This window comes from Dyadobacter luteus, from assembly GCF_003383615.1.
Taxonomy (GTDB): Bacteria; Bacteroidota; Bacteroidia; order Cytophagales; family Spirosomataceae; genus Dyadobacter; species Dyadobacter luteus.
Map to the genome: position 1 here is coordinate 90,496 of NZ_QNUL01000011.1, position 12,002 is coordinate 102,497.

The window sequence follows — 12,002 nt, forward strand, 5'->3', positions numbered from 1 at the left end:
GGTTTAAAAGTTTTACTAAAAACCAAAAAAATGTTCTTAATTGCCTGAAAGAGAATTATGACCAAAAATTATGAATAAACTATCTCCAATTCTATTAGCTGCAGGACTTACGCTATTTAGCGCTCCTTCCTTTTCTCAGAAGAAAAATACAACGCCTCCCGAATTCTCCATAAAACCATCGGAAACTGAAGCACACATGCGCTTTCTGGCCTCTGACGAGCTGATGGGGCGCCGTACTGGTGAGCAAGGCAACTATGTGGCCGCTCGTTACATTGCCGAGCAGTTTCGTAAACTGGGTGTGAAACCGGTTGCTTCGGAAAATGCTGCATCACCAACCAAATCTTATTTTCAGAATGTACCGTTTGAAAAACTGGGTGTTAACCAATCAGGGGAAATTGTGGCTGAGGCTACAACAATGAAAAGCGGTGACGACTGGATTCTGATGACAGGTGGCGCTACGGACACCACCGCTGCGTTGGTATATGCCGGCTATGGACTGGAAAATGCCGCGAAAGGCTGGGATGACTACAAAAATCTGGATGTAAAGAATAAGATCGTACTGGTACAAAGTGGTACACCCGACGTACAGACCCCTTCTGAAATCATTGCTTCCTCTACCGAGAAGCGAAAAATAGCTATTGAAAAGGGTGCTTTGGCCATAATTGAGCTTTTCAATGCGCCGATGCCCTGGAATATGGTCAACAAATATTTTACAGGTGAAAAAATCGGACTGGCACCTGAGTCTGCAGCCGGAAAAACAATTCCTCATGCCTGGGTAAATGGCAAAGACGCTAATCTTACAAGAGCACTAAGAAATGTAAAAGAGATCCATTTCAAAACCAGTGGAAGACAAACCAAACTGATCAACAGCTACAATGTGGTTGGTTTTATCGAAGGCTCTGATCCAAAATTGAAAGATGAATATATCCTGCTCACTGCCCATTACGATCATGTTGGGGTTGGGAAACAAGGTGGGCAACCCTTTACCGCTGAAGACAGTATATTCAACGGAGCACGCGACAATGCGTTTGGTGTGGTAGGTTTGCTGACTGCGGCTGAATCATTTTCAAAAGTACCACCAAAGCGCTCGGTACTGATTGTTGCGCTTACAGCGGAAGAAGTAGGTTTGCTGGGCAGCCAGTATTATGCGGCACATCCTTTACTTCCACTAAACAAATGTATTTTCAATATCAACTCTGATGGCGCCGGATATAATGATACCACAATCGTAGCAGTAATGGGTCTGGATCGTACGGGTGCGAAAGCTGAAATGGAAAAAGCTGCCAAAGCATTTGGTCTGGGCATATTTGCAGATCCTTCTCCTGAGCAAGGTCTTTTTGATCGCTCGGACAATGTGAGCTTTGCGAAAAAGGGGATTCCTGCTCCGACATTCACACCGGGTTTCAGAGAATTTAACGGTGATATCATGAAAAACTACCACCAGGTAAGTGATAATCCTGAAACCATCAATTTTGGTTATTTGCAGAAATTCAGCCAGGCTTATACCTACGCTGCACGACTGATTGCCGATATGCCAAAAGCACCACAATGGGTTGCAGGAGATAAATATGAAGAGGCTGCAAAGAAGTTATATGTGAAGTAAATTTCCGGTCTGCATGACGAAGTCAGGCTGAACGGAGATTTACTTGTACGCCCAAACGTGCAGACCAACTACCGTTGTTCAGAACGGGAAGTTTGTTCAGGACAAAAAAAGCCGGACTAATGAGGTCAACCCTCATCGGTCCGGCTTTTGATTTTATACATCCGTTCAGTCCGATTACATCGTACAGACCGGTGATGTGGAACCGTTCAGACTGGCTTCGTCATTCAGACCGGAATTAGTCGCGACCCGTTCAGACCAACTGCGTTGTTCAGACCGGGTCGCGCTACTTAGCTCCCGGAGCGCAGTGCTTTTTAAGGTAGTCGGTAAACAAAGTTCTCAAATGTCTTGATGTCCCCTCACCTTCTGAAATACTATGCGAGCGGTTCGGATAAGGCATAAACTGGAATACCTTGTTATGTCTGATCAGCTCGTTTACCAGCATTTCTGCATTCTGGTAATGCACGTTGTCGTCACCCGTACCATGAATATACAGCAGATTGCCTTCCAGGTTCTTGGCATGCGTAATAGGAGAACCGTTGATAAAATCTGCTTTACTCTCTTTAGGCACACCCATGTAGCGCTCCTGATAGATGTTGTCGTAAGTCAGCTGGTTACCTACCGCCGCTACAGAAATTCCTGTCTGGAATTGCTTCGGATATTTGAACAACAAGTTCAATGTTGACGATCCTCCACCGCTCCAACCGTGTACAGCTACGCGTTCCGTATCAATAAACGGATATTTCTCAAACATTGCTTTTGCTGCACCAGCATAATCTCTGATGTTGATAATACCAATTCCTTTATAAATAGCCTTACGCCAAGCTCTTCCTTTTGGCATCGGAGTTCCTCTGTTGTCCACAGAAGCATAGATATAGCCATCTTCAGCCATGTTTCCATCGTAAAGCCTGTTACGACCTGTTCCATACGTATCCTTTACAGTGCTGCTTGCAGGCTCGCCGTATACCATAAATACAATCGGATATTTCTTGGCAGGATCAAAATTGTTTGGTTTTACCATCCAGGCATCTACTTCCACTCCTTCTTCTGTCTTTACCTTGAAGAATTCAATGTCAATTGCTGCTACGCGAATACGCTTCATCGTTTCAGTGATAGAATTTTCAGGATCAATAGCCTTGTGATCCGGGAAAGAAACCCATTCTGTCATGAAAGGTAATCTTGCATTGGAGAAACTATGTTTACCAAACTTCGCCAGCGGAGATATTTCGTAACTATGCGTTCCTGCCTGATCTACCGGAGATAATCTCTTAGGCTCACCTTTACCGTTCAGAGGTGCTTTGTACAGATATTTCTGTGTAGCGTTATCAGGCGAAGCTGTGAAGTAGTAGGCGTTGTTTTTCTCGTCAATTCTGACCGGATTGATCATATCGAAATTGCCTGTCGTAATCAATGTTTCTTTTTTCCCATCACGACTCACGCGATATACATGGCGCCATCCGTCTTTTTCACTTACCCAGATAAACTCTTTACCACCATTGATCCAATCCCAACCTACAGGATCATCTTCCCAACGGCTTTTGATATCGATCCATGCATCGTCTTTTTCTGTATAGAATGCTCTTGCCGCCCCCGTGTTAGTATTTACATACATCAGCGTGCTTTCATTCTGTTGGCGGTTTAATTGTTGTACCACCAGCTCGTCGGCCACGCCAGACCATTCCATTCTTGGTAAATAAGTATTCTGCGGATCACCCGGGATGTTCATCCATTTTGTTTCAGCATTGGCAATATTCACCACCCCGATTTTATACGGAGAAGGCGTTTCACCCACTTTCGGGTATTCTACAGGAATATTGAAAGAGTATATCGAATCAGTAGTATTGATCATCAAAAAGTTGCGAATCTTGCGGGCATCAAGCTGCCAGTAAGCGATAGACTTGCTATCATCGCTCCATCTGAATCCATCACGGCAATCAAACTCCTCTTCATAAACCCAGTCGAAAGTTCCGTTGATCACACGGTCTGTTCCGTCCTTGGTCAGTTGTTTCACTTCGCCAGTCTGCAAATCTTCGGCATACACATTGTGTTTGCTTACATAACCTGCTTTTTTCCCATCAGGGGAGAACTTGGCGAACATCAGGGACGATTTCCCCAGCCCTTTTCCAAGTTGCTTCAATGTTTGCGCTTTAAGATCATACACCCAGTAATCGCCTTTTGTGTCATAGCGCCATACGCGTTCCGTATTGGTATAGATCAACACCTTATCGGCATCCTTATTTACTGTATAACTTCTGATTGGCAGAGCCGTTCCACCCTGCGGTGTCAGCTGTGCCTGAGAAATAAATGTCTTTTGTTGCTTTGAAGGTAATTTCACTTCTACAATTTCCCCCTGCACTACATCACGGTAGCCACTACCATCAGATAACCACTGAAAATTGGCTGGAATCTGTGCAAAAAGCTGAAAGGAAAGTAGGGTTAAAACAACAGTTTTTAGTACCTGTTTCATTGATTTTGGTTAAGAATTAAATAGTATGACAACTATAATATTACAATTTTAACGAATTGACAGAGAAAAACATCATTTCCAATTGCCGGAGCAAACGAAATAGCAGACGGAACATTTGTCAGCCTGCTATCGTACAATCTCTTCAACTGTTAATCCATTTCAGATGAGGTGCCCTTATTTTTGGAGCGTTTCTGCTTTTTAATGGCCTCACTGAGCAAATATTCGATCTGTCCGTTTACGGACCTGAAATCCTGCTGCGCCCACATTTCCAGTTCCTTCAGCATTTCAGGATTAATGCGTAAAACAAAAGCTTTTTTTTCTGCCATATCAAGGATACAGAGTTCCGGCGTTCAATACCGGCGTCACCGATTTTTCACCACACAATACTACCATCAGATTACATACCATGGCAGCCTTGCGTTCTTCATCCAGCTCCACAATACCTTTATCCGACAACATTTCAAGCGCCATGTCAACCATTCCTACAGCTCCATTCACGATCTGTCGGCGTGCTGCTACCACTGCTGATGCCTGCTGGCGCTGCAACATGGCTCCGGCGATTTCCGGTGCATAAGCAAGGTGACTGATACGGGCTTCCAGTACATCAATGCCTGCACGGCTCAATCTTTCGGTCAGCTCAGCCTCCAGCATTTCATTGATCTTTCCGCTGCCATCCCGCAAAGTTACTTCGTGCGCCCCCACTTCCTCATCTTCCATGCTGTCGTAGGCATATATCCCAGCCAGGTGTCGCACAGCCGCTTCAGATTGTATCTCTACATATTTTACATAATCATCTACTTCAAACGAGGCTTTGGCTGTATCGCCTACACGCCATACTACTACCGCTGCTATTTCGATAGGGTTCCCCAATTTGTCATTCACCTTCAGTTTCTGTCCATTCAGATTCCGGGCACGCAAGCTGATCTTTTTCCTTTTGAAAAAAGGATTGACCCAACGCAGACCATTCTGCTTCATCGTCCCCATATAGTCTCCGAAAAACGTGGTTACCACCGCTTCGTTAGGATTAATAACCGTAAGGCCGATCAGCACAATGAAGCCGATAACAGATATGATCACCCCAAGCACCGGACTACCCGTCAGGACCACATACAAGACTCCTCCGAATAACATAGCCAGGCCTAACGCAAACAGCGTATAGCCGGATATTGAGCGTAATTCTTTTTCATTCATAGTCATATAATTTGATATTAAAATGATATCACAATATAATCACTTTCATCCTCATAACCATTTACATAGGGCACAAAAAATCCCGAAACATTTTGAATGGTTTCGGGATGGGATGAGCGGTGAAACTTTATCTTTGTATCTGAAAATTAATCGGGAGATTGTATTTTACTTTCACCTTTTTTCCACGGACCTCCCCTGGCTCCCAGTGATTGGTCATTTTTTTCACAACCCTTAAAGCTTCATCATCCAGACCAAAACCTAAACCTTTCTCAACTTTATAGTCACACAAACTGCCATCTTCACATACTACAAAGGAAAGTAATACTTTTCCTCCCATACCCCTGCGGGCAGCTTCTATGGGATACACCATATTTTGGCCTAAAAATTTATAAAAGTTGGTTGTGCCACCCTTAAACTCTGGCTGGACAATAGCTTTGGAATATTTCGTTTCCTCTCCATTTTCATACGAAGCTCCCTCCAGCAATGAACCTGCGGCATATATCTCTCTGTACAGGATCTGTCCATCATTCCATTTCCCTGTCCACTCGCCTTCTTTATGTCCGTCAGCAACCTGCCCTCCTTCTATATAAGTTTTTCCATGAAACTCGCTTCCTTCCGACCGCCATATACCATTCCCGTCCTTTACCCGATAGGTTCCATCCTTTTCCCAACTATTGATGTATACCAGATCTTTTCCTGTCAGGTTTGGCTCCGCAGGATATTCCACCACGCTTTTTAACTGCCCATTGTCATACCACACTATCTCAGTGGAGGAAGAATCCTCGTAAATACGAAGTTTTCTGAGCAGTCCGTTCGGGTCAAATTCTTTTAGCTTCGACTTCTTGTTATTACTTCCATATTGGGTTTCGGCTAGTAACCGCCCATCAGGCAGAAATGTGGCTTCTGAAACGTAACTCGTCAGATTATCATCTTTTGCCGAAATTTGGTACGCCCTTACCGAATCCATCTTGTTAGCAGTGTATCCGTGTTTATACCATACCTCTTCTTTCTTAAAGGGCACCGTTACCATTTTGGACCACTTTTTACCGTGCTTTTGTTCAGAAACCACATCGGATTTCAGGAAACCTCTTTCATCCAGATACCTGGTTACTCTATACTCCGCCTTTTCCGTATCAGATGTAGCGTAGAATTTTTTGTCATAGTAGTCTGTAATTCCATAGCTCGTACTATCAAAATTGATCGGAGGTTCGGCCTTGAACGTGACAGGATAAGACATATATTGCCTCACTTTTTCGCCTCCTTTTACAGCTGGCTTCCAAGCCTTATATAAGGTTAAAACACGCAGTGCTTCCTGATCACATTGCGGATCAAGCCCCTTTATCACTTGCAAGTCTGTCATAGTACCATCAGTTTCTACGACGCCCTTTATATAGACACGACCGCCAATTCCCCGAACAGCACTTTTAAAAGGAATTTGGAGATTAGCTGCTATAAACTGATTGAAAATTCCAATTCCTCCGGAAGGCTCGACAGGCTGTTCAACTTCGTGAGCCAGGTAAACATTTTGGCCAAAAACAGACGAGCAACAAAATAGAAAACTGATAAAAATCCCCTTCATTGGTTAATTTAGTTAGAGATGAGAATTATAAAAATAGCTTTTATTTCCTTTAAAAACTGCCCAAAACGTCGAAATAGCTGTACAATCTTATTTATCGGAGAGACAGCCATTTTCTTAACTTACTGATAACCTGACAATAACATCCAGTTAATATTAAATGAGAATATTTGTAACATGGCAGATAAAACTCATTTCCGGACGATTATCATTTCGGACCTTCACCTCGGAGCAGGTGGGTCGAAAGCAGAGGAGGTTACCAGTTTTCTGAAAAGCTATTCCTGCAAAAAATTAATCCTGAACGGTGACATTATCGACGCCTGGCAGCTAAAAAAATATGGTGTCTGGAAACGGAAACACACAATGTTTTTTAAGCGGGTATTAAAGATGATTGAAGATAATAACACGAAGGTTATTTACATCCGCGGGAATCATGACGATTTCCTCGATCAGATCATTCCGCTCCGGTTAGGCAAAAATTTTCAGATCAGAAAAGACTACGTGCTAAACTCAGGAGCTCAAAGATTTTACGTTACACATGGAGACGTGTTCGATTCCATCACCAGCAACCTGAAATGGCTGGCATATCTGGGTGATATTGGTTACACCTTCCTTCTTTGGCTGAACAAATTTTATAACAAATACCGCGCATGGAGGGGATTATCTTACTATTCTCTTTCCCAACGCATCAAGCAGTCGGTAAAGCTCGCTGTGAATTACATGAGCGACTTCGAAGAAAAACTTACCGAGCTGGCCCGGTCACGAGATTGTGACGGCGTAATTTGCGGACATATACACCATCCGGCTATACGTGAGATTGATGGGATCAAATACATGAACTCAGGAGACTGGGTAGAAACATTGAGCGCATTGGTTGAAGATTTCGAAGGAAATTGGAGCCTGCTTTATTATGACCAGCAAATGAGCCAGGAGAAGAAATCTACTAATGCTACTATTATTGATCATGTGCCAGGAAATGATAAACAAGTAGCTTTTACAGGCGTTTTTTTGGGTAGAAATCAACAAATCATGTAATCATGAAAATTCTGTTTCTGGTACAAGGAGAAGGGCGTGGACACATGACACAAGCTATCTCGCTGAGTCAAATTCTGCGTAGTGCAGGCCACCAGGTAGTGGGAGCACTCGTGGGAAAAGCAACCAACCGGGTTATTCCTTCATTCTTTGCAGAACAGATTAAAGCCCCGGTTTACGAGTTTATTGCACCGGCTATTGCTTATAATCCGGGGGGAAAAGGTATGAACGTAGGTCATACGGTTTATTCCTTGTTCAGAAATGCAGGGCAGTATATCAAGGAGCTACGGACGATTCATGACAAGGTTAACGAAATACAACCTGACCTGATCATTAGTTTTTACGAGACTTACAGCGGACTTTACAACCTTATTTTTCGTCCGCAAATCCCAATGCTTTGCATAGCACATCAGTATTTACTGATGCATCCCAAATTCGTTTTCCCTGAAAAAAGCATTTTTAATCGTTTCCTGATTAACCTGAATTCCAGAGCAGCTTCCTGGTTGGCACATAAGCGTTTGGCTCTTTCTTTCAGGGAAATGGAAGGGAACAGCGAGAATAAGATTGCTGTTGTTCCGCCTTTACTACGAAGAGAACTACGTTCCTTACAAACTTCAGCGGGAGACTTCCTGCTGGTTTATATGACGCACCACAGTCTCAGCAAACAGATTATAGAATGGCATCAGGCCCACCCGGAAGTAGCTTTACACTGTTTTTGGGACAATCCTAATGTGTCGGATGAATTTGTATTTGACAATACCCTTACCTTCCACCGCATTAACAGCGAAAAATACCTGAATAAACTTGCTTCCTGCAAAGCGCTAGTTACTACTGCCGGTTTCGAATCGGTATGCGAAGCCATGTATCTGGGTAAACCTGTGATGATGGTACCCGTTCCCAACCACTTCGAACAACAATGTAATGCAATAGATGGAGTAATTTCGGGAGCTGGTATCAAATCCGAAACCTTCGATTTATCAAAAATTCTGGAATATTTACCCAACCATAAAAGCCAGTCTCAAACCTTCAGAAACTGGTATCAGCGGGGTGATGCCTTATTTTTGAGTGAAGTATCTTCAGCAGTCAAAAGACCTGAGCTGTCACGAAAAACAGGTGTAATGCCTTTCTTTGCTCAACGTATATTAAATTCGTTCTTGTAGTTATTCATTCGGCTCTTTCGCGAATCGTTTTGCGAAAGAGCCGGATATTTATTTACCTGCTGTAATAGCGGTTATTCGTATTCCTCTGAAGCAATCGTCCATGCAGCCATCTTCGACGTAACCGGCGCTTGAAATCATTCCGGCGTTTTCAGCCGTAAAGTAGGTTTTTGCAGCGTTTCTTTTCACAAGCCATTCGCTTTTCGCTTTGTTATAAACCTCATCGAGCGTTATTGGTTGAGCTGCTGAATGCTCATGTTTACCCAATTCACTCTCATTTTCAACCCACTCAAGTTCAGCTTCGGGAAAGTTCTCAGGCAGGTTCTGAATTCCGGTATACCTGAATGCTCTCCTGACTACCCTACCTTCTGCAACAGAGATGACCGTTTCGGTACCAGTTCCCGTCCATGACTGAAAACTGACAGTATAACGATATGTATTGCCCGACGACTCCCTGAATGCTTTCCACACATCTTCACTTTTTTTCAAGTCACTGTTAAATTCAGGCTCTGCATCACTGCAGGAAAACAGTAAGCCTATGAGTACAAGAAAGAGAAAAGAAGTTGCCGATTTTTTCATCATCATATTTCCGATTTCGTTGAGTTATAAATTTTTAAAATGACATTCCCACCCGAAGAGCCAGCCTGTTATAGACCCTCTCTTCATACCTTTCGATCTGTTGCCATTGAAGAGGCTTGGTCACTTCCACTTCTTGTCGTCTCCAGCTAAGTCCTATCGTAAAAGCGGCACCATCCGGCTTACCATACTTCATACCTATACCCGGATTCACCATCAGCCCCCCCTTCGTTTTGAAACCTTCAGCATCGCTATGAAACCACGCAAACCCATAGCCTGCATCTGCCGAAGCGTAGAGCCGCGCAGAACTGCCTCTGGTAAGATCGTACCGTACTCCAAGTGCTATAGGATTGATAAGCGCAGCTTTATACCAATCCATTCCCACACTCACACCTGCTGAAAATGGCTTACTAAACTGAATTCCCTGATACACCTGAGCGGTGATACTCACTTTATTTTCTGATGTTTCCGAAACTCCCATACCTCCGCCATAATTCACACGACCAAGCAATACACCCGCTTCGGTATGGTTTACATATCTTTTTGCAAAACGATCCTTTTGTTGGGCAAAGCCGGGAAGACACGCCAACAAACCTATCCCTACTAAAATAGTCCTTATCATATGCACTGATTTGATGTGAGAGCTTAAATTGACTTGCCTACAGGAATTTTGCTGATTTGTTTAAGATCATTAGGATTCGAAGCATCATATTGATAAAAGCCATCTTTGCCAATCAGAAGAAGTGTTTTACCTAATGAAATGACATCATAAGCGTCCATTCCTTTGAAGTGTGCAATCTGATTTTTATCTACAGCGAACTTGTCTTTCACATCAAACAGCTTTAGTCCGTACTCCCCCTCACATAAATAAAGTGTCGGAAAATCAATACTCAAACCATGCGGATTCTGCATCTGATAACTCTTGATTAACTGCGGGGACGAAGCATTGCTCACATCAATCAGATCAAGTTGATTCTGAGCTCCTGCACAGGCATTTCCCGTACGTAATGTTACGTAAGCCACGTCATTATGTACAACCACCGGGTCACATGCGCGCCCATGCCGGAAAACGGAAAGCTGCTTCGGCTCAGCAGGATTGCTATTATCATATATATACATCCCTGTTGTTGAACCAATGAAAAGTTTATTTTGATAAGGGAAAATAGTTTCTATACCCCAACCAACACTGATAGTGGCCGATTGTTGAGGTTGGGCGGGATTATCGATTGTGAATAACTGCAAATTATTCTGCCCTACTGCATATAGAAAATTTTGATGCAGGGCAAAGCGCGCCATTGAACCAGCCTGCCCATTTGTACCGCCGGAACTGGACGATGCAGCGGATGAAGAACTAAATGAAGCCATGTCTGCCAAGAAAAACCATCCTCCTCCCCACCAGCTGATAGGAAATGGCGTATCCTCACAGTTGGTCGTCACGGTTTCCGTAACAAACCGGGCATCGGAGTCGTTAATCGCGCCTACGGTCTCATTTAATGACCAGGATCCGCCATCGAAACTTCCGTTTTTAAATACGTTTTTGACACGTCCTGTTTCCTTTGCATTTACAGGATCGCTTATGTCCAGCGCCACGAGATCTGAAAAGCTGTCAGCATAAAGCGTTTGATCTCGCACAGCGATATCGCCATTGCCGGGAATATTGATAAACGAAACGAATTTGGGATTGGCAGGGTCGCTGTTGTCTAATACATGTATTCCTTTCTTGATCTCGTTGATGAACAGATAGCTACCCTTCACATATATCTTTCCGGGACGATCCATTTCACGTGCAGTTTCCGCCTTTACCTGCGTGCGGATTTCCATCAGGGAACGGGTTACCTGTGTAAATTCGCGTTTCACACGAGTCTCTTTACATTTATCATTACACGACCACAGGGTCGTAGTCAAAGCAATGATAATCAGGGGGAGTAATTTTTCCTTCATAACGAACAAGGTTTTAAGCTATAGAAGATGTTACATTATTTAACCACATAATGCTATGACTCCGTCTGTTGCAAAATGGTTGTAACCGCTAAAACAAAATCGTCCGAAAGCAAGGCCTTCGGACGATAACGCACCCCGAAAATACTGGAAACCAGTATTTTTTATCTTTATTAGCTATCAGCAATTTGCTTCTAGCCATTAGCATATAGCAGTACCAGAATATGGGAATTGGTATTTTAACAGACAGTTCAAATGTCAGTGACCAATTATATATCCTAAATATTTATCAGAATGAAAGTTACCGCATGGCTGAAAGCTGATTGCAAACAGCCGATGCCCTTTTAGCACTTTATTCGGGCAATATTAAATTTTAACATGGCTAATAGATTTAAAAGATCTGCTCTTTAATCATCCGGTATTATCCGTCAAACTAGTTCTGTTTAAATCTCTGTTAAAGAAAGA

Annotated in this window: 10 protein-coding genes; 3 read left to right on the forward strand and 7 right to left on the reverse strand. The window is 43.3% G+C overall.

The window, feature by feature from the left end:
- Positions 1-70: 70 nt before the first annotated feature.
- On the forward strand, positions 71-1,603 hold the full coding sequence (locus DSL64_RS14885; RefSeq protein ID WP_199539400.1) for a M20/M25/M40 family metallo-hydrolase: 1,533 nt from the start codon (positions 71-73) through the stop codon (positions 1,601-1,603).
- 283 nt (positions 1,604-1,886) lie between these two features.
- On the opposite strand, the gene DSL64_RS14890 is transcribed toward DSL64_RS14885, so the two are convergent.
- From DSL64_RS14890 to DSL64_RS14905, 4 genes are all read right to left on the reverse strand, one after another.
- Entirely contained in the window at positions 1,887-4,067 is a 2,181-nt protein-coding gene (locus DSL64_RS14890) for a S9 family peptidase (protein WP_115831709.1), read from the reverse strand.
- Positions 4,068-4,216: 149 nt separating this feature from the next.
- The gene (locus tag DSL64_RS14895) at positions 4,217-4,393 is read right to left on the reverse strand and encodes a type II toxin-antitoxin system antitoxin (protein WP_115831710.1); all 177 of its coding nucleotides are present in this window, start codon (positions 4,391-4,393) and stop codon (positions 4,217-4,219) included.
- A gap of 1 nt (position 4,394) precedes the next feature.
- Positions 4,395-5,258: an SPFH domain-containing protein gene (locus DSL64_RS14900; RefSeq protein WP_115831711.1), complete on the reverse strand. Its 864-nt coding sequence runs from the start codon at positions 5,256-5,258 to the stop codon at positions 4,395-4,397.
- A gap of 127 nt (positions 5,259-5,385) precedes the next feature.
- Positions 5,386-6,837, reverse strand: a complete 1,452-nt coding sequence (locus DSL64_RS14905; RefSeq protein WP_115831712.1) for an energy transducer TonB — start codon at positions 6,835-6,837, stop codon at positions 5,386-5,388.
- Between the two features lie 174 nt (positions 6,838-7,011).
- On the opposite strand from DSL64_RS14905, the gene DSL64_RS14910 reads away from it, so the two are divergent.
- Positions 7,012-7,869 carry a UDP-2,3-diacylglucosamine diphosphatase gene (locus DSL64_RS14910; protein ID WP_115831713.1) on the forward strand — a complete coding sequence of 286 codons (858 nt, stop codon included), beginning with the start codon at positions 7,012-7,014 and terminating at the stop codon, positions 7,867-7,869.
- Positions 7,870-7,871: 2 nt separating this feature from the next.
- Positions 7,872-9,026: a glycosyltransferase family protein gene (locus DSL64_RS14915; protein WP_115831714.1), complete on the forward strand. Its 1,155-nt coding sequence runs from the start codon at positions 7,872-7,874 to the stop codon at positions 9,024-9,026.
- 48 nt (positions 9,027-9,074) lie between these two features.
- On the opposite strand, the gene DSL64_RS14920 is transcribed toward DSL64_RS14915, so the two are convergent.
- The 3 genes from DSL64_RS14920 to DSL64_RS14930 are packed head-to-tail and all read right to left on the reverse strand — an operon-like array spanning position 9,075 to position 11,540.
- Complete coding sequence (locus DSL64_RS14920; RefSeq protein WP_115831715.1) at positions 9,075-9,608, reverse strand: hypothetical protein; 534 nt, start codon at positions 9,606-9,608, stop codon at positions 9,075-9,077.
- A gap of 28 nt (positions 9,609-9,636) precedes the next feature.
- Positions 9,637-10,221, reverse strand: coding sequence for a hypothetical protein (locus tag DSL64_RS14925; RefSeq protein ID WP_115831716.1), 585 nt, complete (start codon positions 10,219-10,221; stop codon positions 9,637-9,639).
- Between the two features lie 23 nt (positions 10,222-10,244).
- Entirely contained in the window at positions 10,245-11,540 is a 1,296-nt protein-coding gene (locus DSL64_RS14930) for an LVIVD repeat-containing protein (protein ID WP_199539401.1), read from the reverse strand.
- Between the last annotated feature and the right edge of the window lie 462 nt (positions 11,541-12,002).

Coding starts and splice junctions, on each gene's coding strand:
- DSL64_RS14930 (WP_199539401.1), bottom strand. CDS start 11,540: ATGAAGGAAAAATTACTCCCCCTGATTATCATTGCTTTGACTACGACC.
- DSL64_RS14910 (WP_115831713.1), top strand. CDS start 7,012: ATGGCAGATAAAACTCATTTCCGGACGATTATCATTTCGGACCTTCAC.
- DSL64_RS14905 (WP_115831712.1), bottom strand. CDS start 6,837: ATGAAGGGGATTTTTATCAGTTTTCTATTTTGTTGCTCGTCTGTTTTT.
- DSL64_RS14915 (WP_115831714.1), top strand. CDS start 7,872: ATGAAAATTCTGTTTCTGGTACAAGGAGAAGGGCGTGGACACATGACA.
- DSL64_RS14885 (WP_199539400.1), top strand. CDS start 71: ATGAATAAACTATCTCCAATTCTATTAGCTGCAGGACTTACGCTATTT.
- DSL64_RS14925 (WP_115831716.1), bottom strand. CDS start 10,221: ATGATAAGGACTATTTTAGTAGGGATAGGTTTGTTGGCGTGTCTTCCC.
- DSL64_RS14895 (WP_115831710.1), bottom strand. CDS start 4,393: ATGGCAGAAAAAAAAGCTTTTGTTTTACGCATTAATCCTGAAATGCTG.
- DSL64_RS14900 (WP_115831711.1), bottom strand. CDS start 5,258: ATGAATGAAAAAGAATTACGCTCAATATCCGGCTATACGCTGTTTGCG.
- DSL64_RS14890 (WP_115831709.1), bottom strand. CDS start 4,067: ATGAAACAGGTACTAAAAACTGTTGTTTTAACCCTACTTTCCTTTCAG.
- DSL64_RS14920 (WP_115831715.1), bottom strand. CDS start 9,608: ATGATGATGAAAAAATCGGCAACTTCTTTTCTCTTTCTTGTACTCATA.